Source organism: Faecalibacterium sp. Marseille-Q4896, from assembly GCF_017377615.1.
Classification (GTDB): Bacteria; Bacillota; Clostridia; order Oscillospirales; family Ruminococcaceae; genus Faecalibacterium; species Faecalibacterium taiwanense.
Window position 1 is genome coordinate 134766 of record NZ_JAFREG010000004.1, and the last position, 25159, is coordinate 159924.

21 protein-coding genes are annotated in these 25159 nt (G+C 56.9%); 9 read left to right on the forward strand and 12 right to left on the reverse strand.

Annotated elements, in window-relative coordinates; genetic code table 11:
• The first annotated feature begins 2 nt into the window (after positions 1–2).
• From J3348_RS08805 to J3348_RS08820, 4 genes are read left to right on the forward strand one after another with little or no spacing between them, the layout of a single operon-like run.
• Positions 3–1169, forward strand: coding sequence for an ATP-binding protein (locus tag J3348_RS08805; RefSeq protein WP_005943609.1), 1167 nt, complete (start codon positions 3–5; stop codon positions 1167–1169).
• Entirely contained in the window at positions 1169–1846 is a 678-nt protein-coding gene (locus J3348_RS08810) for an HNH endonuclease (protein WP_049935323.1), read from the forward strand. The genes J3348_RS08805 and J3348_RS08810 overlap by 1 nt, the downstream gene beginning before the upstream one ends.
• A 26-nt stretch (positions 1847–1872) precedes the next feature.
• Positions 1873–5259, forward strand: a complete 3387-nt coding sequence (locus J3348_RS08815) for a DEAD/DEAH box helicase family protein (protein ID WP_207698786.1) — start codon at positions 1873–1875, stop codon at positions 5257–5259.
• A 50-nt stretch (positions 5260–5309) separates the two neighbouring features.
• Positions 5310–5708 carry a hypothetical protein gene (locus tag J3348_RS08820; protein WP_207698787.1) on the forward strand — a complete coding sequence of 133 codons (399 nt, stop codon included), beginning with the start codon at positions 5310–5312 and terminating at the stop codon, positions 5706–5708.
• Between the two features lie 193 nt (positions 5709–5901).
• Here the strand turns inward: J3348_RS08820 and J3348_RS08825 are convergent, their stop codons facing one another.
• From J3348_RS08825 to J3348_RS08855, 7 genes are all read right to left on the reverse strand, one after another.
• Positions 5902–6465 (reverse strand): glycerol-3-phosphate responsive antiterminator, encoded by a 564-nt coding sequence (locus J3348_RS08825; RefSeq protein ID WP_097781176.1) that lies wholly within the window; start codon positions 6463–6465, stop codon positions 5902–5904.
• Between the two features lie 146 nt (positions 6466–6611).
• The gene (locus tag J3348_RS08830) at positions 6612–8606 is read right to left on the reverse strand and encodes a CocE/NonD family hydrolase (protein ID WP_207698788.1); all 1995 of its coding nucleotides are present in this window, start codon (positions 8604–8606) and stop codon (positions 6612–6614) included.
• 193 nt (positions 8607–8799) lie between these two features.
• Positions 8800–10293 (reverse strand): glycerol kinase GlpK, encoded by a 1494-nt coding sequence (gene glpK / locus J3348_RS08835; protein WP_120080356.1) that lies wholly within the window; start codon positions 10291–10293, stop codon positions 8800–8802.
• A 36-nt stretch (positions 10294–10329) separates the two neighbouring features.
• Positions 10330–10683 carry a DUF1667 domain-containing protein gene (locus J3348_RS08840; RefSeq protein WP_207698789.1) on the reverse strand — a complete coding sequence of 118 codons (354 nt, stop codon included), beginning with the start codon at positions 10681–10683 and terminating at the stop codon, positions 10330–10332.
• Positions 10680–11939, reverse strand: a complete 1260-nt coding sequence (locus J3348_RS08845; RefSeq protein ID WP_207698790.1) for an FAD-dependent oxidoreductase — start codon at positions 11937–11939, stop codon at positions 10680–10682. The genes J3348_RS08840 and J3348_RS08845 overlap by 4 nt, the downstream gene beginning before the upstream one ends.
• Positions 11932–13377 carry an NAD(P)/FAD-dependent oxidoreductase gene (locus J3348_RS08850; protein WP_207698791.1) on the reverse strand — a complete coding sequence of 482 codons (1446 nt, stop codon included), beginning with the start codon at positions 13375–13377 and terminating at the stop codon, positions 11932–11934. The genes J3348_RS08845 and J3348_RS08850 overlap by 8 nt, the downstream gene beginning before the upstream one ends.
• Positions 13378–13555: 178 nt before the next feature.
• Entirely contained in the window at positions 13556–14857 is a 1302-nt protein-coding gene (locus J3348_RS08855) for an aminoacetone oxidase family FAD-binding enzyme (RefSeq protein ID WP_207698792.1), read from the reverse strand.
• A 227-nt stretch (positions 14858–15084) separates the two neighbouring features.
• On the opposite strand from J3348_RS08855, the gene J3348_RS08860 reads away from it, so the two are divergent.
• The 5 genes from J3348_RS08860 to dnaJ all read left to right on the forward strand — a co-directional run bounded on the left by J3348_RS08860 (position 15085) and on the right by dnaJ (position 20782).
• Positions 15085–15627 carry a stage V sporulation T C-terminal domain-containing protein gene (locus J3348_RS08860; RefSeq protein WP_005943582.1) on the forward strand — a complete coding sequence of 181 codons (543 nt, stop codon included), beginning with the start codon at positions 15085–15087 and terminating at the stop codon, positions 15625–15627.
• Between the two features lie 187 nt (positions 15628–15814).
• On the forward strand, positions 15815–16888 hold the full coding sequence (gene hrcA / locus J3348_RS08865; RefSeq protein WP_044953890.1) for a heat-inducible transcriptional repressor HrcA: 1074 nt from the start codon (positions 15815–15817) through the stop codon (positions 16886–16888).
• Positions 16885–17514: a nucleotide exchange factor GrpE gene (locus J3348_RS08870; protein ID WP_005943579.1), complete on the forward strand. Its 630-nt coding sequence runs from the start codon at positions 16885–16887 to the stop codon at positions 17512–17514. The genes hrcA and J3348_RS08870 overlap by 4 nt, the downstream gene beginning before the upstream one ends.
• Positions 17515–17615: 101 nt before the next feature.
• Positions 17616–19445 (forward strand): molecular chaperone DnaK, encoded by a 1830-nt coding sequence (dnaK, locus tag J3348_RS08875; protein ID WP_097776928.1) that lies wholly within the window; start codon positions 17616–17618, stop codon positions 19443–19445.
• Between the two features lie 158 nt (positions 19446–19603).
• Positions 19604–20782: a molecular chaperone DnaJ gene (dnaJ, locus tag J3348_RS08880; protein WP_207698793.1), complete on the forward strand. Its 1179-nt coding sequence runs from the start codon at positions 19604–19606 to the stop codon at positions 20780–20782.
• An 88-nt stretch (positions 20783–20870) separates the two neighbouring features.
• Here the strand turns inward: dnaJ and J3348_RS08885 are convergent, their stop codons facing one another.
• The 5 genes from J3348_RS08885 to J3348_RS08905 all read right to left on the reverse strand — a co-directional run bounded on the left by J3348_RS08885 (position 20871) and on the right by J3348_RS08905 (position 25126).
• Positions 20871–21200, reverse strand: coding sequence for a hypothetical protein (locus J3348_RS08885; protein ID WP_005943576.1), 330 nt, complete (start codon positions 21198–21200; stop codon positions 20871–20873).
• Positions 21201–21292: 92 nt separating this feature from the next.
• Positions 21293–21625, reverse strand: coding sequence for a hypothetical protein (locus J3348_RS08890; protein WP_097774619.1), 333 nt, complete (start codon positions 21623–21625; stop codon positions 21293–21295).
• A 314-nt stretch (positions 21626–21939) separates the two neighbouring features.
• On the reverse strand, positions 21940–22263 hold the full coding sequence (locus tag J3348_RS08895) for a hypothetical protein (protein ID WP_005943572.1): 324 nt from the start codon (positions 22261–22263) through the stop codon (positions 21940–21942).
• Positions 22264–22522: 259 nt separating this feature from the next.
• Positions 22523–23695: a DHHW family protein gene (locus J3348_RS08900; RefSeq protein WP_120080344.1), complete on the reverse strand. Its 1173-nt coding sequence runs from the start codon at positions 23693–23695 to the stop codon at positions 22523–22525.
• A gap of 12 nt (positions 23696–23707) precedes the next feature.
• Complete coding sequence (locus J3348_RS08905) at positions 23708–25126, reverse strand: MBOAT family O-acyltransferase (protein ID WP_097774622.1); 1419 nt, start codon at positions 25124–25126, stop codon at positions 23708–23710.
• Positions 25127–25159 lie beyond the last annotated feature (33 nt).

Here is a 25159-nt window from a genome sequence, read left to right on the forward strand (position 1 = left end):
CTATGGAACATTTTATTACAAGCATCCACATCAATGAAGTCCGGCATCTGAAAAACATTGAGATCAAGTTGAGCCCTGAAAAGCGCCAGCATCTTATCCTGACCGGTAAAAATGGCTCCGGTAAAACTTCGGTATTGCAGGCGATGAAAGATTATCTGCAGGCAATCGATGATGGGGTCTATCAGAAATTGTGTATTCGGAGATCCTATAAATCGAATGATAAGTTTTCTGAACTTGAAAAAATTGTTGCCGAAACATTTGCAAAGTATAATTCTGGAGTAGAAGTAGACGTTTCAAATGTAGTAGGCTTAGACCGTTTATATAGTCAGGGAGAATTTGTAACTGCTTACTTTCCGGCAGACAGAAAGACAGTGATTCATCGCGCAAAGGGAGTTCAAGATGTAAAACTAGAAAATCAATACAGTTTGGATGATACACCAGAAAATATTTTGCTGAAATATATGGTTCATCTCAAAACTCAACAGGCATATGCAAAGAATGAAAATGATTTAAGTGTCGAGAAGAAAATCGCGGAATGGTTTTCCCGCTTCGAAAATGCGCTAAAAGTATTGTTGAGCGATGACAGCATCCGATTGATATATGACTATAAAAACTATAATTTTCTAATTGAACAGAAAGGTCGAAATCCATATAGTTTGGATGAACTTTCTGATGGCTATTCTGCAATCATCGGTATTGTCGCAGACCTAATCCTCCGTATGGACCGCAACTGGTTGCTGAAAGGCGAACTGAGCCAGTACGATGTGGAAGGCATTGTGCTGATTGATGAGCTGGAAACGCATCTTCATGTGGAACTTCAGAGGAAAATCCTGCCCTTCCTGACAGAGTTCTTCCCACGCATCCAGTTTATCATTACAACACATTCCGCCTATATCCTGAACTCCATCAGCAATGCCTGCATTTATGATTTAGAAAAGCAGGTTCGTTTTACAGATTTTTCTTCCTATTCCGTTGATGATATTGCAGAAGGCTATCTGGATGCAACAGCTTTTTCTGATGAGTTACAAAAGAAAGCAAAGCGATATCAGGAGCTTTATGGGCGGACGGACCTTTCCGATGACGAACGCGCAGAACGCGCAGACTTACGAATGGAATTGAAAGATGCGGAAGATGTCCTTTCCAAGATTGAGGGGAAGAAGGTGCTTTAATGGTCAAATTCGAACGACCTGACAGCTCCGAAGCCCATGTAGCAATCGAATCCTTGAAACGAGAAAAACGCAAAGGTAGCGGAAAGTATAATACCAACGAAGTGAATAAAGCACTTGGATTGATGTTTGCACATAAATGCTACCTTTGTGAGAAGAAAGATTTGGACAATCTCCAAATAGAACATCTCGTTCCACATCGTGGAAACCGAGATTTGATGTTCGATTGGGAAAATCTGTTTTTATCTTGCAATCATTGCAACAATATAAAAAACGATAAGTTCACACCGATTCTGGATTGTACAAAAGTTGCAGTTGATAAGAAAATTGCATTTCGTCGGCATAGTGAACCGTTTATGCCAGATAAATTAGAAATTACTGCATTAGAAGACGACGTTGAAACCCGAAACACGGTGGCACTCCTTAACGAAGTATATTATGGCTCGACTGCACAGAAAATCGAAGAGGCCAAAATCATCCGAAAGCAGCTGTCAAAAGAACTGAATGCATTCGAAGAATGTGTAACGGATTACAATGCAGCTGACGGGGAAGACAAAAAAGATTTAGAGCTGTCCATTATGATGAAATTAAAGTGGAATGCTCCCTTTGCTGCATTTAAGCGCTGGATGATTCGTGATGCCAGTGATAAATTTCCAGAATTACTGAAATACTGCCAATAATCATCCTACATAAAGGAGCTGATTTTATGTCCAACTTCTCCTATCTCTCCACCCGACCCGAATATTCCCTCTTCGCCAATTCTGCCATCGAGGCCGAGAAAGTGTTCTCCACCTCCCCGGCAATGTGCGCGGTGGGATGCCGGAAGGCGTTGGAGCTGGCGGTGAAGTGGGTGTATGCGGCAGACAAAACCATCACGATGCCCTACAAGGACAACCTGCAATCCCTGCTGCATGAGCCGAGCTTCCGGTTCGCAGTGGACCGCAATGTGTGGAGCGTGCTGCCCAGCATCGTGAAGGCGGGCAATCTGGCGGTACATACGGGGCATAGTGTGTCGGCGGCGGATGCAGTGTTCAGCCTGCGGGGGCTGTTCGATTTCATCCAGTGGGTGGATTACTGCTACGGCACGGACTATGTGGAGCGCTCCTTTGATGAAACAGCCATCCCCGGCGAGAAAGTGGAGCTGGACGAAAAGAAGATCCGGGAGCAGGAAAGCCTGCTGACCCAGAAGGATGCCGAGCTGGAAGCGCTGCGCAAGCAGGTGGAGAGCCTTTCGGCGGCATACACAGCCAGCAAACAGCAGAACCAGCAGAGCCGCAGTTTTACCGCCGCAGACCTGACCGAGGCCGAAACTCGGCGGAAGATCATCGACATCGACCTCAAGGCCATGGGCTGGAAATTCACCGGGCCGGACGCCGATGTGCGCACCGAGTACGAAGTGGACAACATGAACGGCGTGCTGGGGCAGAAGGGCTATGCGGACTATGTGCTGATGGGCAAGGACGGCTTGCCGCTGGCGGTCATTGAAGCCAAGCGCAGCACCAAAGACCCCAACATCGGGCGCAAGCAGGCTCAGCTTTATGCAGACTGTCTGGAGCAGAAGTTTGGCCGCCGTCCGATGCTGTTTACCACCAACGGCTACACCACCTATTTCTGGGATGAGCAGAGCGGCCCGCAGCGTGCTGTGAGCGGGGTGTTCTGCAAGGACGACTTGCAGAAGCTGATGAACCGCCGCACCGAGAAAAAGCCGCTGGACACCATCGAAATTGACGATAAAATCACCGACCGCTACTATCAGAAAAACGCCATCCGGGCAGTCTGCGCCCATATTACGCAGGGCTTCCGGCGCAATCTGCTGGTCATGGCTACTGGCACGGGCAAGACCCGCACCGCATCCAGCCTGACCGATGTGCTGAGCCGGGGCGGTCATGTGACCAACGTGCTCTTTCTGGCGGACCGCACCGCGCTGGTCAAGCAGGCGAAGGACGACTTCAAAAAGTATCTGCCCGACCAGTCGCTGTGCAATCTGTGCTCCTCTAAGGACGATAAGGCCGCGCGCATCGTGTTTTCCACCTATCCCACCATGCTCAACGCCATCGACAACGCCAAGACCAAGGACGGCGTGCCGTTGTTTTCGCCCGCCCACTTTGACCTTATCATCGTGGACGAGAGCCACCGCAGCATTTTCAAGAAATACCGCGCCATTTTTGATTATTTCGATGCGGTTCTGGTGGGCCTGACCGCCACCCCGAAAACCGACGTAGACCGCAACACCTACGATTTTTTCGAGATGGAACACGGCATCCCCACCTATGCCTACGATTACGATACGGCGGTCTACACCGACCATGTGCTGGTGCCTTACTACAACTACGAGGTCAAGACGAAATTCACAGAAGAGGGCATCCACTACGACCAGCTTTCACCGGAGGATAAGGCCCGCTACGAGGACGATTTTGCCGAGGACGATACCCTGCCCACCTTCATCCCGTCCGAAAAGCTGAACAAGTTCATCTTCAACGCCAACACCGTGGACACGGTGCTGCAAGACCTGATGGAACGGGGCATCCAGACGGCAGGCGGCGACCGCATCGGCAAAACCATCATCTTTGCCCAGAACAAGCGCCACGCGGAGTTTATCCGGGAACGTTTTGGCAAGCTCTACCCGCAGCTGGAGACCCAGTACCCGGGATTCATCCAGCGGGTGGTCTGCGACGACGCCTATGCACAGTCCATCATTGACGACTTCAAACAGCCGGACAAGCCGCCGTTTATTGCGGTCTCGGTGGATATGATGGACACGGGCATCGATGTGCCGGAGTGCGTGAATCTGGTATTCTTCAAAAAAGTGCGCAGCAAAACGAAGTTCTGGCAGATGATAGGCCGTGGTACGCGGCTCTGCCCGTCCCTTGCCTGCGTGGATGCCATCGACGGCGAATATACGGGCAAACGGCGGTTTCTGATCTTCGACTACTGCGGCAACTTTGAATTTTTCCGTCAGAAACCCAACGGCTACGAGAGCGCGGACACCAAAAGCCTGTCCGAGAGCATTTTCTGCAAGCAGGTGCGCATTGCCGCCGCGCTGCAGGATGGAGCCTATGCGGACGAAAACTACCAGAACTGGCGCAAGATCTTAACGGAGACCTGCCGTGCCGAAGTGGGAGCGCTGAATCCGGAGCTGGTATCCGTGCGGCTGCACCGACAGGCCGTGGAACACTATCAAAAGCCGGAAGCCTTCGTCAGCCTGACCGAAACGGACAAGGGTACTCTGATGAAAGAGGTGGCACCGCTCATCTCGCTGGACGACAAAGATGAAGCCGCCAAGCGGTTCGATAACTTTGTGTATGGCTTGCTGCTCTGTGAACTGGAAGGTCTGCCGGGGCTGGGCCGCGCCCAGAAACAGCTGCGCAATACAGCGGCAATGCTGGAAGGGAAAGCTACCATCCCGCAGGTGCAGGCAAAGCTGCCGCTCATCCGGGAGGTGCAGACGGACGAATTTTTGACCTCGCATGATCTGCTCCGCTTTGAGGAAATGCGGCAGGAACTGCGGGAGCTCATCAAGTTTCTGGTGGAGGGCGGCGAGGGGCAAAAGCCTGTCTACACGGCCCTTGCCGACCCGGTACTGGAACAGACCGAGGGCAAAGCGCTGGATTCCGGCTACGATTTTGGCGAGTACCGGGAACGTGTGAACCGCTACATCATGGAGCACCGCAGCGATACGCTGGCCATCCACAAGCTGACCCAGAACATTCCGCTTTCCCGGGGCGACTATACCGAGCTGGAACATATCTTTACCTGTGAGCTGGGCAGCAAAGAGGACTATGCACGGGAGTTTCGGGATACACCCTTTGGTCTGCTGGTGCGTAAAGTGGCAAAGCTGGACCACGATGCTGCCATGCAGGCATTTTCCAAGTTCATCAACGACGAATCGCTGAATGCAAAGCAGATCGCGTTCGTGCAGAAGGTCATTCATTACATCGAGCAGAACGGTTATGTGGAAAGCAAAGCTGTGCTGATGAAACCACCCTTTGACCAGCCCATCCTGTTTACCCGCCTGTTTGATGGCAAAACAGGGAGTGAACTGATGGATACGATCAATTCGGTGAAAGAGAATGCCACCCATGTGACGGCATAAAGCGGTGGAATGTACTGATAAAAACCGGTATAATTCAGGACTATCGAAAAATGAATATCCTGCAACGCAGTATGGCAAGTCAGGGAATTTTGAACGATACACAAACGACTCTGGCTGATTACCTGATGAGCATCGCACAAATTTCCGTGGAGGATGCCGGAGCGATTTATATCGAGTTGAGCAGCATCCGCGGAAATTTTATGGCAAACATCATTCTGCGCATGATTGAAAATTATCACTTCCTGCCCGATATGGCGCGGAAACTGAAAAACAAACAAGCACTGGTGGAAAGCGTAATTGCAAATGAACAGCTGGAGCCTTCCATTACGTCGTCCATCAAAGATGTGTATGATGACCTTGTCAACAGCAAACTGGATATGATCGAGGGTCTCGTGCCGATCTCTGCCATCCAGTATGATGCTAAGATGCAGGAAGCAGAAAGACTTTAAGGGGAGTGCGACTTGTAGTATTGCTTTAAATTATCGAGTTAATCCGCAGGCTGAATAGATTCACTCAAATCGAATGAAAACGAAAAATGCCCGCTCACCGTGGAGATCCGGCTCCATCGGTGGGCGGGCATATCCAATAAAACACCAGGATACTATTATGCTTTTCGTACTTCAGCTGGGATCTTGTTCTGGCTCAGATATCCCACAGGGAGGGCGCAGAGGTGGAAACTGCGGCGGCACCTGCGCGCATGGCGGCCATGACATCGGCTTTGTCCCGCAGCAGGCCGCCTGCAATGACAGGCACCTGTGTGCGGGCGCTGATCTCGGCGATGACCCGGGGCATGATGCCGGGAAGGATCTCGACAAAATCCGGCTTGCCCTGCTCCAGCTGGCCGGACAGGCTGGTCAGCGAGAGGGAATCCAGGATGAATGCCCGCTGGACGGTCAGCAGGCCGCGGTGGCGCGCCCGGCGGATCAGGGTCGGGCGGGTGGAGATGATGCCGTCCGGGTGGCACAGGGCGTTGAGGGAGTCCACCGCGATCTCCCGCGACGAAAGGCCGTCCACAAGGTCGATGTGAACCACGGCCAGTTTTCCGGCATCATGTATGCGGTGCACCAGACCGTCTACGGTGAGCAGGGTGCTTGCCAGCAGAAAAATAGTACTGCAGGGCGAGGCCAGCGCAGCAGTCAGGGCTTCGTCCGTTTTCACAGCGGCGATCACCGGTTCGTCCAGCAGGGTTTCGGCAAGAGGATGCATTGGGTAAGACTCCTTTCGAGCCAGATTTACAGAGATAGGGAGCAATCAGAAGATACGGCCCTTTCAGAAAACTCTAAAAGGGCCGCACCATGCGCAAACCAAGTTTATAAAAAATTGAGGGGTTTGTAAAGAGGATTAAAGAGGCATTATTTATGTGCCTGCACGGCTGCATTATTTTTCTTCAGCAGTACAGCGCATGCTATGGTAACTACAAAGCCGATCGCGATCAGTGCGTAGACCAGAGCAGTGCCAGCGTACTGTGTTCCGGGGGTGTGCACGCGAATCTCGCAGATGCCCCACTCGCTGACAGCTGCAAGAACGCCGCAGAAGATGCCGCCAAGGTAGGGATTGCCCGTGTGCTGGTACAGGAGACGACAAATCAGGATCGCAACAAAGATGAAGCCGGGCAGCGCATACACTGCAGTTGCGGCAGAAGCCAGACCGCCGAACATCGGGTTCGAGCCGGTAGCCTTGAAGATGCCGTAAACGTAGCAGAGGATGAACAGAGTGGGAACCGATGCGATAAAGCTGATCAGAAGGTTAGAAAGCAGCTTGTTTTTGCCGAGCGCCGTGCTAAAGTTAAAACTGTTGACGCTGATGGACATGACAATGTAGTACACGAGATACATGGGTACAACAAGGAGCATACCCGGGATGCGGTTGGCTCCAAACTTCATAAAGCCCCAGTAAACGATCAGGAAGTTCACATCCACAAAATAGTCGACGGCAAAAACCATCAGGATCAGGGCAAAGACTGCAAGCAGGGCCGCGCCGATGGATTTGAGGAGTGCATGCCCGGAAATAGCGATGCCGGTATTCCGGAAGGAGAAACCGTGTTTTTTGCCGTAGGCCATGTACCACACCGTGCACAGAACAAGAGTCAGTGCGCCGCACAGCAGAGAGATCAGGCCGTGGTACGCAGGGTTGGCCGAGTGGAAAAGTGCATCACGGTAAGATGCCAGTCCCTGCTTGTTCAGGAATCGAATAATGAGGATGGACAGGACGGCACTGATGATCTGGATGCCCCAGAACCATGCAACTGCGTTCTTATCGCCAACTGGGCGAAGGTCCTGCTCGCCATTGTCGGCACACTGGAATGTCTTGACGGAGTTGACTAGCCAGACCATCAGAGACCCGGCAAACAGCAGCAGACCGGACAGGGCGATGATCTTGAAGATGTTCCAGATGGTATAGGTGTAGCTGCTGGCGCTCAGAGCAGTGCCAGTGGGCATAACACGGTTAAAGAAGGTCAACACACGGTTCATGACCAGCGGGGACCACCAACCAGCCATATGCGTCTCGTTAGAAACAAAGATCTGGCGGCTTCCGGTCTTTCCGCCGTAATCCTGCTCATAAACGGTCTCTGCCACGCGCTGTTCACTGGTGGTTGCGGGGTCGATACCGAAATACAGGAAGGACTGTGCACTGTTGTTGATCACATATTCTGCCGGGCTGGAAAGGTTGGCTGCATACTTGTTGGCGTCGTTGGAATAGGTGCCGTTATCATTAGCTTTTTCCGAGAAGAAGAACTCGTCGTTCTTGTCTGCGAGAACTGCGACATCTCGGGCACCGTAAACATCGGTGTAGCCCTCGCTGTTACGCACGATGGGATCGCTGTGGATCAGGAAAATGGCCTTGACAACATTCAGACTGTCGTTATCGCACTGCAGTGCTTCGCCAGCTGCCTTGCCACCGCGGGAGTAGCCCAGCAGCGAAACTCGGTCGGTATCAACGTAGGGCAGAGTCACGCCGTAGCGTACCGCATCATAAAGGCCGCGGCCCTGGGTGAGCCATTCGGAGTCCGGCAGAGGTTCGCTTTCGCCCATGCCGTACATATCCACGCCGATCGCAACATAGCCGCGGCGGGCGAGCTCAATGCAGTAGTGCTGCATTTCTTCTTTGTTGTTGTTTCCGCCATGCTGTACAAAAATAGCGGGCGCAGGCGTTTCAGCGGTGGCGTTTTCCGGAATATAAACATCCATCGCAAGGGTATGACCGGATTCGGATTCAATGGTAACGTTCCGGATGGTCGTTTTGCCGGAGTTCGTCTGTAAAATGAAAGAACCGGCAATGCCTACGATGATGAGCGCGATGCTGACGATGAGACTGATCAGCGGCCTTGAAAGTTTTTTCTCGTTCATATGGGGGACCTCCTTTTTGAATCTGATTTTTCCGTAATAAAAATGGGGACACACTGCATCTGGACGATACAGTGCATCCCCATCTCACTTCTCTTGGGATGCTTCTAGTATAGCGTTTTGTAACAAAATGTCAATAGAAAATAAACAATTAAAAAATATTTTGTGCGTGAACCATAAAGTTGGGCGAAAACTATCAATGCTCTGCCCAGTCGCAGCTGCGGCCCACAGCCTTGTGCCAGCCGGAGAGCAGACGGGTGCGCTCAGCCTCGTCCATCTGCGGGGCAAAGGTCATGTTGCAGTGCCACAGGCTGCGGATCTCGTCCCGGTCCTTCCATACGCCGGTGGCAAGGCCCGCCAGATAGGCAGCGCCCAGAGCGGTCGTCTCCCGGATGGCAGGGCGCAGCACGGTCTTGTTCAGGATGTCGGCCTGGAACTGCATCAGGAACTGGTCACGGGAGGCGCCGCCGTCCACCTTCAGCGAGGTGATGGGCACGCCGGTGTCCTTTTCCATAGCAGCCACGAGGTCTGCGCTCTGGTAGGCGATGGACTCCTCTGCCGCGCGGATGATGTGGTTCTGGGTGGTACCGCGGGTGATGCCCACAATGGCACCGCGGGCGTACATATCCCAGTACGGTGCACCCAGACCAGTAAAGGCCGGCACGATGTAAATGCCGCCGTTATCCGGCACCTTCTGGGCATAGTATTCCGCATCGCGGCTTTCCTGGATCATGCGCAGGCCGTCGCGCACCCACTGGATGACGGCACCGCCCACAAAGACGCTGCCCTCCAGCGCGTACTCCACCTTACCGTTCAGGCTGATGGCGATGGTAGAGATCAGGCCGTTCCGGCTGCGGCAGATGGTATCGCCGGTGTTCATCAGCAAAAAGCAGCCGGTGCCGTAGGTGTTCTTGGCCTCGCCCTTGCCAAAGCAGCTCTGTCCGAACAGCGCAGCCTGCTGGTCACCGGCAATGCCGGCCACCGGGATCTGCACACCGCACAGATCGGTGGTGCCGTAGACCTCGCTGGAATCCGTCACGCGGGGCAGGATGCAGCGCGGGATATCCAGCGCTTTGAGCAGGGTGTCATCCCAGTCCAGCGTGCGGATGTTATACAGCATGGTGCGGCTGGCGTTGGTGCGGTCGGTGACATGCACTCTGCCGCCGGTCAGCTTCCAGACCAGCCATGTGTCCACAGTGCCGAACAGGATCTCCCCTGCCTCGGCGCGCTCCCGCGCACCGGGCACATTGTCCAGGATCCACTTGATCTTCGTTGCGGAGAAATAGGCATCGGGCATCAGGCCGGTGTTCTCCCGGATGTAGTCTGCCATGCCGGGCTGCTGCAGCAGTTCATCCACCAGCGGTGCCGTGCGGCGGCACTGCCAGACGATGGCATTGTAGATGGGGCGGCCGGTGGCCTTTTCCCACAGGATGGTGGTCTCCCGCTGGTTGGTGATGCCAATGGCGGCGATATCGTGGGCATCGACACCGCTCTGGGCCACCACCTCGTTCATGACTCCATACTGGGTGGACCAGATCTCCATGGGGTTGTGCTCCACCCAGCCCTGCTGCGGATAGATCTGCTCAAACTCGCGCTGCTGCACCGCAATGATATTCTGCTCATTGTCGAACAGGATGGCACGGCTGCTGGTGGTTCCCTGATCCAACGCCAGAACATATTTTGTACTCATGCTTTTGCTACCTCCGTATCGTTTCAGGAGTGTGTATCACAGATTTCGCGTCGCCACAACGTCCACGCCGGTGCCGCACACATCTGCCAGCACCACCTGCCCGGTGCGGACGGGGGCGTGCAGGGTGACGCGGTCCAGCGCAGCCATGACCTCGGTCATCTTCTCTTTGGGCACAGCCTGCGCAGTCTTTACCGGGCAGCGCGGATACAGCCCACCCTCCGCCCGCACCGTGCTGGTGATGATGCGGGTGGGATGGGTCAGCTCTTCCCTGCCGTAGGCGGCACCGTTGGGGCAGGCGTTTCCAGTTACATTATAATCATTTTCCGGGTCTACCTGCAAGTGGCAGCCGCAGGGACAGCAGATGCAAATGACTTCTTTGATGCTGCTCATTCTGCAATAACCTCCTCTACCGCAACGGTCAGCGGGCCGTCTGCTTTTTCCAGCAGGACTTTGGGCAGTGCGATGTGTTCCATCTCACCGGGTGCCATGCGCTGGCGCTTGAACCGGGCCAGCTGCCTGCCGCCGCAGGTCACGGTGATCTGGCTGGGTCCGTAGTTCTGCCGCACACGGAAGGAAATGTTCACGCTCCTGTCCACATCAGCGGGGCGCACCCGCTGCGGCACGGTGTAGCCCACGCCATTGCCCGGGACAAGGTCAAGCACAACCGTATCGGCGGCTTCGCCCTTCAAAACATAGGCCGCCGCAGAAGCACCGGCAAGGTCGCTTTCGCCCGAAACGAAGTCCACCAGATCATGCACGTGCACCACGTTGCCGCAGGCGAACACGCCGGGGATGCCGGTCTCCATATTCTCGTAGACCACAGCGCCCTTGGTGTGAGGGTCCATGGGGATGCCAGCCTGCCGGGTCAGCTCATTTTCCGGGATCAGGCCGACGCTGAGCAGGATGGTGTCCACATCAAATTCCATCTCGGTGCCCGGGATGGGGCGGCGGTTTTCGTCCACCTTGGCAACGGTGGCCTTTTCCACGCGGGCCTTGCCCTGAATATCCACGATGGTATGGGACAGATACAGGGGGATGTCGAAGTCCTGCAGGCACTGCACAATGTTGCGGGTCAGGCCGCCGGAATACGGCATGACCTCCACGCAGGCCAGTACTTTGGCACCTTCCAGCGTCATGCGGCGGGCCATGATCAGGCCGATGTCGCCGCTGCCGAGGATGAGCACCCGCTTGCCTACCAGATAGCCCTCCATGTTGACATAGCGCTGGGCCGCACCGGCGGTGTAGATACCGGCAGGGCGGCTGCCCGGAATGCCAATGGCACCGCGGGTGCGCTCCCGGCAGCCCATGCAGAGGATGATGCTTCTGGCTTCCAAGATCTGATAGCCCTTTTCCCGGCTGACGCAGTGGATCTTTTTGTCCGGGGTGACTTCCAGCACCATCGTGCCCAGCTCCACCCGGACACCGGTGGAGCGCAGCAGTTCAATGCAGCGGCCTGCGTATTCCGGGCCGGTGAGCTGCTCGCCAAAGCGGTGCAGGCCGAAGCCGTTGTGGATGCACTGGTTCAGGATGCCGCCCAGCTCGTTGTCGCGCTCTAAGATAAGGATATCGCGCAGACCATGCTGCCATGCGCTGTAAGCTGCGGCAAGGCCTGCAGGGCCGCCGCCGACGATGACCAGATCAATCATGGTGCTCTCCCTCCTGCTTGGTTTCGCACAGTAAGACGTTGGTGCCGGCCTTATCCTGCAGCACGTCCAGCGGACTGATGCCCAGCGTTTTGCTGATCAGTTCCAGCACCCGCGGCCCGCAAAAGCCGCCCTGACAGCGGCCCATACCGGCACCGCAGCGGCGCTTGACACCGTCAATGGTGGTGGCGGGGATCTCTTCGTGCAGAGCGTCCAGAATTTCGCCCTCGGTGATCGTCTCGCAGCGGCAGATCACGCGGCCATAGGCGGGTTCCTTTGCAATGAGCCGGGCTTTTTCTTCGGGCGGAAGCTCCTTGAAGCGCACCCGGGTGCGGCCATCCCTGTAATCCGCCTTGGGGGCGGGCAGATCGCCGTGAGCTTCCAGAATTTTGACGGCTTCTCTGGCAACGGCCGGTGCACTGGAAAGGCCGGGCGATTTCATGCCCGCCAGATCGATGAAGCCGGGTGCGCCTTCCGCTTCGCCGATAACGAAGTCGCCCGTGTCCACATTGGCACGGACACCCGCAAAATTGCGGATGGACTCGCTGAAGCGGATGTTCGGCACGCTGCGGCGCGCTGCGGCGCTGACGAAGGCCAGCCCGGCAGCGGTGCAGGCGGTATCGTCCCCTTCCACGGGGTCGGCGTTCGGGCCGACGATCAGGTTGCCGTGGACGGTGGGGGCCACCAGAACGCCCTTGCCGTTTTCGTTGGGGCACTGGAAGATGACGTGGTGCACACGGCTGCCCTCGGATTTATCCAGCAGGTAGTATTCGCCCCGGGTGGGCTGGATGGTAAATTTGTGGGGTGCGGCCATATCGTGCACGGCCTGCGCCGAGATGCCTGCCGCATTGATGATATAGCGCGTTTCCACAATTCCGGAGGGGGTGGTCAGCGCCCAGCCGCCGGCGGTCTTTTCGATGCGGGTCACAGGGCAGCTGCGGTGCAGCTCCACGCCGTTGCGCACAGCCACTTCTGCCATTGCCAGTGCAAACTCCCACGGGCTGACGATGGCGGCGCTGGGCGCATACAGCGCGCCAACGACAGTGGGGGCCAGATTCGGTTCCATGGCAAACGTTTCCTCTGCGGAAAGCAGCCGGATGCCCGGCACGCCGTTGGCGATGCCGTTCTCATACAGTTTCTGCAGGTGGGGCAGCTCTTCCGGGCTGAGGGCCAGCACCAGACTGCCGCACTGCAGGTACGGCACATCCAGCCGGGCGCAGATCTCCTTGGCCAGTGCGGACCCCTCCACGTTGAGCTGCGCCATCCGGGTGCCCGGTTCGGGGTCGTAGCCAGCGTGCAGAATGGCACTGTTGGCCTTGGTGGTGCAGTCTGCTACGTCATTTTCAGCCTCGAAAATGGCGGTCTGCAGCGGGTAATGGGACAGCTCATAGGCGGCTGCCGCACCAATGACACCGCAGCCGATAATTGCTACATCCAGCATAAAAACCTCCTGATCGCTCCGTTTGCCGAATAAAAGAAAAAGAGCAGGACAAACAAAAGGGCCTTTCGACTCTCCCCTTGCTTGTTCTGCTCGATCCTCTGAACAAACTTTTATTGTCTTTATGATAATGCGATCTGCACAAGATGTCAAGCTTTTGTTGAAAATTTAAAGCTCATTTTTACCTGTGCGGCTTTTTCCTGCTCTTTGCGGGCGCGGAGGCTTTTGGCAGAGCACGGCCTGCTGCAGCATGGCCTGCAGCGCTGCGCCCGGCCACAAGGCCGGAGCCGAACGCCCAGTGCAGGTTAAAACCGCCGCAGCTGCCTGCGCAGTCCAGCGTTTCGCCCACAAAGTAAAGGCCCGGACAGCCCTTGAACTGGAAGTGCTGATCCACCTCCCGCAGGGCCAGCCCGCCGCCGGTGGTCTGGGCCTGCTTCCAGCTGCAGGGGGTCAGCCCCTCAAAGCGCCAGTGCTTGGCGGTGTGGGCCAGCTTCTGCCACTGTGCGGCGGTGAGCACGGCAGGCGTGTCGCTGTCCTGCAGCCCGGCGGCAAACCACACAGTACGGCCCAGCTTCTGGTTCAGCAGGCCCAGCCAGAAGTCAGCGGCGCTGCCCCCTGCCGTCTGGGCGGCGTGGGCCGCAAACAGGCTGGCAAGTGCGGTTTCGTCCACTGCCGGGAAGAGGTCCAGCTCCACAGCAGGAGCCTTGGGGCCGCGGCCCGGGGCCAGCAGGCCGGACAGCTGCATGATGCAGATGCCGGAAAGGCCGTAATCGGTGAACTGTACCTCGCCGTTCTCGCAGGCAAGCACATGGGCACCGTCCAGCAGGGATGCTGCTGCCTTGGCACGGATGCCAGCCAGCGCTTTGCGGGGCTTTGCGCACTGCAGGGCGGTCAGGCAGGGGTACAGCGGCTCCACCCTGCCGCCGCACTGGGCGGCGAACCGGGTGCCAAAGCCGTCGGTGCCGAACTGCGGCCCTGCCTCACCGCCCATGGCGCAGATGACGGCATCGGCGCGCAGCGTTTCGGCAGAGCCGCCTGCCGTCTCGAACTGCACGGCGTAGCCGCTGCGGCTCTGGTTCAGGGTGCGCACGGTGCAGCCGGTGCGCAGCTGCACATGGTGCTGCGCAAGGTGATGCTCCAGCAGGGCCAGCACGTCCGCCGCCTGATTGGAGTACGGATACACCCGGCCCGCCTCGTCGGTGCGGGTATAAAGCCCCAGCGCATGGAACCAGCGCAGCGGGTCGGCGGTATTTACGGCATCCAGCAGCGGACGAAGTGCTGCCGGGTCGGCAGTGAAATACAGCTCCGGTGCAATGCCGGTGTTATCCAGATTGCAACGGCCATTGCCGGTGGCAAGCAGCTTTTTGCCCGGCTTCGGGTTGCGCTCCAGCACAATGACCTGTGCAGCGGGGGCACTTTGTGCCGCCGCCAGCGCGGCTGCAAGACCGGCGGCACCGCCGCCCAGAATGAGGATGTTCGGCATCCGGACACCTGCCTTTCTCAGTAGAATTTTAGGAGCTGTCTTCATAAGCGGGGTGCTGTGCTTATGAAAACGGCTTTTTGTATCATTGTAGCAGAACCCTGCCGGAAACGCAACGAAGAGGCAGCTTTCCGTGCAGGTCTTTTTGCGCGGGGGCGGCAGGTATAAATGGCCCGGCCTGACAGATACTAGTGCTGCAGGCATTTTTAAGGAAACGGAGGAGCAAAAACATGAAAGCAACAGGAATCGTGCGCCGCATCGACGAGCTGGGCCGGGTGGTGATCCCCAAGGAGATCCGCCGCACCCAGCGCATCCGCCGCGGCGACCCGCTGGAGATCTTCACCACGGGCGACGGCGAGGTGATCTTTAAAAAGTATTCGCCCATTGGCGAGATGAACGCAGTAGCGGCCCAGTATACCGAGGTGCTCAGCAAAAGCTTTGCGCTGACCACACTGGTGGCCGACCGCGACCGTATCCTTACGGTGAGCGGCTCCGGCCGGCGGGAGCTGGCCGACCGCAGCATCAGCCAGCCGCTGGAAAAGCTGATGGATGGCCGCAGGTTGTACCAGAGCGAGGGCATTGCCGAAAAGTGCATCCTGCCCTGCGAAGGCTCGCCCCGGGTGGTGTTGTGCGCCGCACCCATCATTGCGGCGGGCGATGTGACCGGCGTGGTGGCCCTGCTGACCGAAGACCGCACGGCCACGCCGGATGCTGCCCAGCTCAAGGCCGTGAATGTGGCAGCGGCATTTCTGGCAAGGCAGATGGAAGAGTAAAGAACATGCCGGAGCGCTTTCCTTATAATAAGGAGGGCGCTTTCTTCGTTTATGACAGAATTATGAATCTTTTAAAACATTTTTCCAAGGGGCTTGACAGCACCGGAAAATTGGCTATAATGGTCTTAGCACTCAGGAACAAGGAGTGCTAAACAAACAAAGCGAACGCAAAAAGGAGGCAGGCGCTATGACGATGGATGCACGCAAGCAGCGAGTCTTGCAGGCGATCGTGGCGCTGTATGGTCTCGAAGGCGAGCCCGTTGGCAGCAGCGTGCTGGCAAACTACTTTGACATGGCAGTTTCCAGCGCAACGCTTCGCAATGAGATGGCGGCGCTGACAAAGCTGGGTCTGCTGGAGCAGCCCCACACCAGCGCGGGCCGTGTGCCCAGTGCCAAGGGCTACCGTTACTACCTTGATAATCTGCTGACCGACGATCAGCCGCTGGATCGTGTGAGCCGCGCCCGGGTGGATGCGGTGTTCGCAAGCCTTGACCACGAGCCGGAAAAGCTGGCCGCAGGTGCCGCCAAGGCGCTGGCCGCCATCAGCGGCTGCACCGCCGCCATCAGCACCCCATGTGCCGAGGATCTGTGCATCGCCCACTATGAAGTGGTTCAGGTGGGCCGCAGCGCAGCGGCTGTGCTGGCCGTTACCACGGCCGGTTACGTTCGTACCCGTGTGGCACGGGTACGCACCGGCCTTTCCCGCGAGAATGCGGCAGCACTTGCCGCACTGCTCAACCGCAACCTTACCTTTGTAGCGCCGGTGGATCTTTCCACCCGGCTGCTGGCAGAGCTGTGCAGCCAGATCGACCCGGAGCTGGTGCCCGTTATCAGTGCAGCGGCTGCCATCCTGCAGGATTCCGTCAAGCCCCACGTATTTCTGGGCGGCGAGCAGTATCTGCTGGACTGGCCTCAGCTGGACGGCAAGGTGGGCGACATCCTCACACTGCTGAACGACGAGGAGCAGGCCGCTGGCCTGATCGCACCTCCGGCAGAACGCAGTGAGAGCGTGCTGCTGGGCGAGGATCTGGAACCGCAGATCCCGGGCCTGTGCATCGTGAGCGACCGGTATCTGGTGGGCGGAGGCCTGTGGGGCTCCATTGCATTGATCGGCCCCACCCGGATGCCCTTCCAGAAACTGATGCCGCTGCTGCATTACTTTGCAGATCAGCTGGGCGAGGGCATGAGCGGCAAACGAAAAGACACCCCGCAGGCTGCCGCACCCCGGCGGACTGTGATCTATAAGGAGGATCTGGAATGAGCGAAGAAGCAAAAAAGACGGCTCCGGCTCAGGAAGCTGAGCAGCCCGAAACGGCTCCCGAGGAAAAGGCCCAGCAGGCAGCACCCGAACAGGAACCTGCTGCCGAAGCTGCCGACCCGAAGGATGACAAGAAGAAGGATGGCGGCTGGTTCAACAAGAAGGCCCGTGAGCTGGAAGCCGTAAAGGCAAAGCTGGATGCTGCCGAAGCCAACGCTGCACAGGCCAAAGACCAGCTGCTGCGCATGGCAGCGGAGTACGAGAACTACCGCAAGCGCTCCACCCGCGAAGCCGACCAGAAGTTCAACGATGGCATTTCCTTTGCGGTGAACCAGATCATTCCCATTCTGGATACGCTGGAGATGGCGGCCAACGCCCCCACCACCGACGAGAACTACAAAAAGGGCGTGACCATGACGCTGGACAAGGCCGCCAAGGCGCTGGATGCCCTCCATGTGGAGGAGATCGAGGCGCTGGGCAAGCCCTTTGACCCCAACTTCATGAACGCGGTGCAGCAGATCCCCGCCCCGGACGGACAGGAGAGCGGCACCGTCATCACGGTCTACCAGAAGGGCTACAAGCTGGGCGATAAGATCGTCCGCCATGCGACCGTTGTAGTGGCCGAATAACAAAGCAGAAACCCGAAAGGGTTTTGAATATAACATCCGCTTACAAACATTTGAGCATCACATAAACAATAAGATTTGTTCTTTCGAGAGGAGTTTTCATTATGAGTAAGATCATTGGTATCGACCTTGGTACTACCAACAGCTGCGTGGCTGTCATGGAGGGCGGCGAGCCCGTTGTTATCGCAAACTCTGAGGGTGCACGCACCACCCCGTCTGTGGTCGGCTTCACCAAGACCGGCGACCGTCTGGTGGGTCAGGTCGCAAAGCGTCAGGCCATCACCAACCCCGAGAACACCGTCGCTTCCATCAAGCGCTTCATGGGCACCGACCACAAGGTGACCCTGAACGGCAAGGAGTACACTCCCCAGCAGGTCAGCGCTATGATCCTGCAGAAGCTGAAGGCTGATGCCGAGGCTTATCTGGGCGAGCCTGTTACCGAGGCTGTTATTACCGTTCCTGCATACTTCAACGACAGCCAGCGTCAGGCTACCAAGGACGCAGGTACCATTGCAGGCCTGAACGTCAAGCGTATCATCAACGAGCCTACTGCCGCTTCTCTGGCATACGGCATCGATAAGGAAGAAGACCAGAAGATCATGGTCTACGATCTGGGCGGCGGCACCTTCGATGTGTCCATCATCGAGATGGGCGACGGCGTTACCGAGGTTCTGGCCACCAACGGTGATACCCATCTGGGCGGCGATGACTTCGATGAGCGCATCATCAACTGGATGGCAGATGCCTTCCAGACCGAGAACGGCATCGACCTGCGCAAGGACAAGATGGCTGCGCAGCGTTTGAAGGAAGCTGCCGAGAAGGCAAAGATCGAGCTGTCCAGCGCAATGAGCAGCCAGATCAACCTGCCCTTCATCACTGCCGATGCTACCGGCCCCAAGCACTTGGATATGACCCTGACCCGCGCAAAGTTCAACGAGCTGACCGCTGATCTGGTCGATCGCACCATGGGCCCCGTCCGCAAGGCTCTGCAGGATGCAGGCCTGCGTCCCTCTGACCTGAAGAAGGTCCTGATGGTCGGTGGTTCCACCCGTATCCCCGCTGTCTACGATGCAGTCAAGAAGGAACTGAACTGCGAGCCCTTCAAGGGCATCAACCCCGATGAGTGCGTGGCTGTGGGCGCTGCCATTCAGGGCGGCGTGCTGCAGGGCGATGTGAAGGGTCTGCTGCTGCTGGATGTCACCCCGCTGAGCCTGGGCATTGAAACTCTGGGCGGCGTGTGCACCAAGATCATCGACCGCAATACCACCATCCCCACCCACAAGAGTCAGGTGTTCTCCACCGCTGCAGACAACCAGCCCTCTGTTGAGGTCAACGTTCTGCAGGGCGAGCGTGAGTTCGCACGCGACAACAAGAGCCTGGGTGTCTTCCATCTGGACGGCATCGCTCCGGCTCCCCGTGGTGTGCCTCAGATCGAAGTTACCTTCGATATCGATGCAAACGGCATCGTGAAGGTCAGCGCAAAGGATCTGGGCACCGGCAAGGAGCAGAACATCACCATTACCGCTTCCACCAACATGTCCAAGGAGGACATCGACAAGGCTGTGAAGGAAGCTGAGCAGTTTGCTGCCGACGATAAGAAGAAGCGTGAAGAGGTCGATATCCGCAACGGTGCCGACCAGATGGTGTTCCAGACCGAGAAGATGCTGAAGGAGAACGGCGACAAGCTGCCCGCCGACGTCAAGACCGAGGCTGAGAGCAAGCTGGCCGACCTGAAGACCGCTGTTCAGTCCGGCAACGTGGACGACATCAAGGCAAAGCAGGAAGCCCTGAGCCAGGTGTTCGAGAAGATGTATCAGGCAGCCGCTGCCGCACAGCAGGCCGCCGGTGCACAGCCCGGCCCCGACGCAGGTGCAAACAACCAGCAGAAGCCGGGTGATGACGGCGTTGTGGATGCCGACTTCAAGGAAGTCTGATAAAAAACACAGCAGTGTGTGCCCGGCCAAACCGGCGGACGCACGCGTGGAATAGCAAAAGCCGCTCCGGTTTTGCCGGAGCGGCTCTTGCTGGTTATAGAGCGAGGAACCAACCGGGGCGTTTCCCGGATCAAACGTTCCCGGAGAGGTGAGTGGATATGGCACAGGAAAAGCGTGATTACTACGAAGTGCTGGGGGTATCCAAGACTGCGACCGATGCCGAGATCAAAAAGGCATACCGCAAGCTTGCAATGAAATACCACCCGGACTATAACCCCGGCGATAAGGATGCCGAGGAAAAGTTCAAGGAAGTAAACGAAGCAAACGAGGTGCTTTCGGACCCGAAGAAGCGCCAGCTGTACGACCAGTACGGCTTTGCAGGTGTTGACCCTGCCTATGCAGCACAGAACGGCGGCGGCCCCGGTGCGGGCGGCTTTGGCGGTTTTGGCGGCGACGGCGTGGATCTGGGCGACATTTTCGGCGATATCTTTGGCGGCGGCTTCGGCGGCTTTGGCGGTTCGTCCCGTCAGGCGAACCCCAACGCACCGCGCAAGGGTCAGGATATCCGCGTGCGCATCACCCTGAGCTTTGACGAGGCCGTGCACGGCTGCAAGAAGAACATCACCATCACCCGCCAGCAGGAGTGCACCGAGTGCCACGGCAGCGGCTGTGCCGCCGGTTCCAGCCCCGAGACCTGCCCGGACTGCGGCGGCCGCGGCTTCGTGATCCGTCAGCAGCGCACCCCCTTTGGTGTGATGCAGACCCAGCAGCCCTGCTCCCGCTGTGGCGGCAAGGGCAAGCTGGTCAAGAATCCCTGCAAGGTCTGCCATGGCAGCGGCAAGGTGGCTGCTAAAAAGACACTGGAGGTGTCCATCCCCATGGGCATCGACGACGACCAGAGCTTTGCACTGCGCGGCATGGGCGATGCCGGTGCAAACGGCGGTCCTGCCGGTGATGTGATCGTCATGGTCACGGTGCGCCCCAGCGAGGTGTTCCAGCGCGACGGCTACGATGTGTGGGTCACTGTGCCCATCACCTTCAGTCAGGCTGTGCTGGGCGACACCGTGCAGGTGCCCTCCATTGACGGCAAGGTGGAGTACACCGTGCCCGAGGGCACCCAGAGCGGTACCACCTTCCGCCTGCGCGGCAAGGGCATCCAGTACCTGAATGGCCGCGGCCGCGGTGATATGTACGTCAAGTGCGAGGTGGAGATCCCCAAGAAGCTGAACAAGACCCAGCGGGAGGCCCTGAAGAAGTTCGAGGGCACCCTGAAAGAAGAAAACTACGAAAAGCGCAAGGGCTTCTTCAAAAAGCTGAAGGACATGTTCAACAACTGAGACTGAAAACCGCATAACATAAAAAGCGGCGGCACTTCCCAAACGGGAGGTGCCGCCGCTTTTGCTTTTTCAGAACAGAGACCGGGACTTAGTTGCCGAAGATCAACAGGGCGTTGGGCACAAGGCCGATGATGGTTGCGCAGGAACCAATGAACCAGAAGCTGCAGCCGATGTCATGGATGGTGTTCGTGGGGCTTTTTTCAGCATGGGCAACCAGAGCGTTCATGCCGTTTTCCACCCAGTTGGAGTTGATATTTGCCTTGCGGTAATCGTGGATGGCAGAAACAGCCTTGTACCAGCCGTACAGCGGGAACCATGCCATGGCGGCTTCCACAACACCTACGCCGCCCTCGGTGTAGGTCATTTCTTCGCAGGACAAAACATTGTATGCAGCAGGATAAGTAATGGCGTTCGTCATAAAGCAAAACTCCTTTTTTAGGTTTGATAAAAAAGCGGCGGCTCTTCCGTTGAAGAGCCGCCGCAAAAAGCCCTTTGGTGTACTCCTGAAAATTAGAAGTAGATGATGCCCAGAGACATAACGGCAGAAAGGCCAAAGCTGCTGATGGTCGATGCAGCATTCCAGAAGATCATGCCGGCATGGTAGAAGGTGTTGGTCACATTGCCCTTGCAGTCGGCTTTGATATCGCTCCAGACGTTGGATACCCAGTTGTCGTGATCCTTCTTGCGTGCTTCACGGCAGGTGTTGATGCCGATAACCGTAGCGTAGCCGGGCCACAGCCATGCAGCGACAGCCTGACCGACGGTAGCACCGCCTTCGGTGTAGGTCATTTCTTCGCAGGACAGAACGTTGTAGGAAGCAGGCATCATGATTTTGTTTTCCATAATAACACTCCTTTGAATCAAAGCTATCCAGACAGTGCAAGATCGCACTGTTTAAAACCCAAAAATAAACCGGGATATGCGCTTGGAGATCGTTCTCATAAAGCAGGGCGCGCCGCCGCATGACGCGAGTAGTTGCTTGCAGGAAAAGGAAAGCAGTGCTGTTCTCTGCAGGCAAAAGACCGTTCAGACGGTATACAGTGCTCAGGCAGCCGATTTCTTATTTCTGCTTGATGAAAAGCCCGCGGCCCTCTCTGGCGGAAAAGGCCGCGGGTAAAGGGGTCTTTGGTCTCTCCGGACGGATCTTATGAGCAGGGTCAGAGCAGGACGATGGCAGCATTGACCAGAAAACCAACGCCGGTAGCGCTGGTCGCGGTGACCCAGACGATGCGTCCCAGATCACGCAGCATGTTCTGCGCACTGGAATCCATATCGCGGCTCAGAGCATCCAGACCGGTATCCAGCCAGTCGTTGGGGTGGCTCTTGCGGTAGTTGCGCATGGCGGTAACACCCATGTACCAGCCAATGGGCGGAATCCAGTTCAGCAGAGCTTCCGTAAAGGTAGCACCGCCCTCGGTGTAGGTCATCTCTTCGCAGGAAAGAACGTTGTAGGAAGCAGGCATCATGATCTTGTTTTCCATAATAACACTCCTTTGAATCAAAGATCGTATCAGCACATTCTATGCACTGTTCACACCAGATCGAACCATCGATGAAGAGCAACTGCTCTATATCGCCATTGTACAACACCCGTTGATTTTTTGCAAGGGGTGAATGGGCAGAGTGCGCAAAAACTGGAGAGACTTCCGAAAAGAACTAGAAAAATTTGTGAAAAAAGACTGCAATAATTTGACATAAAACAACAGCGCCCTTTCCTTTGCGGAAAAGGCGCTGCCATGTTTACCCGGCCACACCGGCACGGTAGAGGTACGGGTCGCTCTTGAAGCTGTCAAAACTGTAGAGCACCAGGATCTGGTCATAATCGTTATCCGCGATCAGCTGATCCAGACCGTAGTTGTAGTTGCGGAAGTCCACCACATCGATCTGGGCGTAGTTTGCCGTCAGATACGGTGCAAAGCAGTTGGCGTAGCTGTCCTTGATGACCAGAATGCGCCCGGTGCCGTCGCCCTCAATGCGGCTCAGGCCGTTGTTGCCATGCAGGAACATGGCGTACTTATCGTACACGTTCAGCTTGTCCGTGTCGTACAGGCCGGTGGTCTGGCCGTCTGCGGGCTGGCCTGCAGCGGTGACATTATAGATGGTCAGGCTGTTCGGCAGGTCGTAGTAGGTGATAGTATCCGGCACGGCATTCCATGTGCGGGCCTTGGAGTAGTGGGTGCCGTAGAAATTTTCGGCGGTCAGAGCCGTGTGCGCGGCGGGGTCGAAGGGGGTCAGGCTCAGCGTACCGCACAGCTGCTGGTAGGCGTAATAAGCGCCAAGGCTCGTCCAGTGATGGTCGGTGCGGTAGTAGATATATTCGTCCTTGTGTTCGGCAAGGGTCTGCCGCACATCCACAAAGCGCCCTCCGGCGGCCTGTACGGCGGCGGAAAGCTGGTCGAGATAGGCATCCTCGTCCAGCAGCGGCGCGTTTGCAGGCACGTTTTCCGGGTAAATGACCGATGCTGCCGGGGCCAGCAGCACATCCACCTTACCCGGGTGGCGCTGGCACAGTGCTTCCACAGCGGCGGTGTTCTTGGGCAGGGTGCGGTTCTCGCTGTCCAGCAGGCCGAAGGTGCGGGGGAACATCATGTGCTCTTTGCCCAGCAGGATGCCGCCGTTCTGCTCCTTCTGCAGCAGGGTGGTCTCCACTACGCTCTGCAGGCTGATCCACTCATCGCGGCCGAACACCTGATCCTTCACGTACTTTGTGTAGGCGGTAAAGTAGCTGTTCAGTCCCTTGGCGGAAAGCTGGGTCAGCGCCGGGCGCTGGGAAAGGGTGGTGTTTTCCATCTCGCTGTAGGCGCGGTCCGGTGTAATAAGGTCCAGTGCGAACAGACCAAGAAAGAACAGGCTGAACACCACCAGCACCGGGTAGTGCAGGAGCGAGGAAGATTTTTTGGAATGCTTGTCCATCTTCACGCCTCCTTAAAAGTTGAAATAGAGGAACGGACTGTTGGTGCTGCCCACCACATAGGCGGTGGAGACCACCAGCAGCGCCAGAATGGCGGCACAGCGGGTGACGGCATTCTTTTTGAGCAGGTTCCAAATCTTTTCAATGAGCGGGGTGCAGCAGAGGATGCTGACCACCAGCAGCACACCGTAGTTGCGCAGGAAGTACAGCGGCGAAACACCGCCGGAAGGAACGAACAGCTTGTGGAACAGCAGACCGAAGCTTACGCCCGTATCGTTGCCCACGAACATGGCCCAGCCCACCACAACGAGGAACAGGGTGTAGATGTGGGGCCACACTCTGCCCTTTTGCAGGTGGGGCAGCAGGAACAGCTTTTCTACAGCCAGCAGCACAAAGTAGTACAGGCCCCAGCAGATAAAGTTCCAGTTCGCGCCGTGCCAGATGCCGGTGAGCAGCTCCACCACGAACAGGTTGAAGATCTGGCGCTTCAGGCCCTTGCGGTTGCCGCCGAGAGGGATATACACATACTCCCGGAACCAGCCGGAAAGGGTCATGTGCCAGCGCCGCCAGAACTCGGTGATGGATGCGGAGATATAAGGGTAGTTGAAGTTTGCGGGGAAGTCGAAGCCCAGCATCTTGCCCATGCCAATGCCCATCATGGAGTAGCCGGAAAAGTCAAAGTAGAGCTGCAGGCTGTAGGCGATGATGCCCAGCCACACCAGCGGGGTGGATGCATTGGCAAGGCCCACAAAGGTGGTGGAAGGGCTGTCCGCAACGCCGATGATGTCTGTCCACAAAGCACCGATGGCATCCGCCAGCAGCACCTTTTTGGCAAGGCCAAAGGTGAACAGGGTCATGCCCTCTTCGAGCTGCTGCAGGCTATAGCGGTGCCGGTATACGTGCAGCTGGTTCGAGACATCGCGGTATTTCACGATGGGGCCGGCGATCAGCTGAGGGAACATGACCACATAGGCACCAAAGTCGATGATATTACGCTCTGCCTTTACATCCCGGCGGTAAACATCGATGGAGTAGGAAAGGGTCTGGAAGGTGTAAAAGCTGATGCCCAGCGGCAGAGTGCCAATGCCCTGGATCTCGGCAAAGGCGGTGCCCAGCAGGGCGTTTGCGCTGCGCAGCACAAAGTTTGCGTATTTGAAGTAGAACAGCATCCCAAGGCTGCCAATGAGGGCCACCAGCAGAAATGTCCTGCGCAGGGCCGGCTTTTGGTCGAAGTGCTCGATGCACAGGCCGCTGATGTAGTTGATGAGGATGAGGGCCACCATGACCGGGAAAAACCGTACCTCGCCCCAGCAGTAGAACACCAGACTGCAGAGGAACAGCACGGTGTTCTTGAGCTTTGCGGGCGCAAGGTAATACAGCGCCAGCGTGATGGGCAGAAACCGGAACAGAAAGATGATGGTGCTGAAAACCAAAGCGTCAGCCTCCTTTTAGCCGAAAAAAGCCGA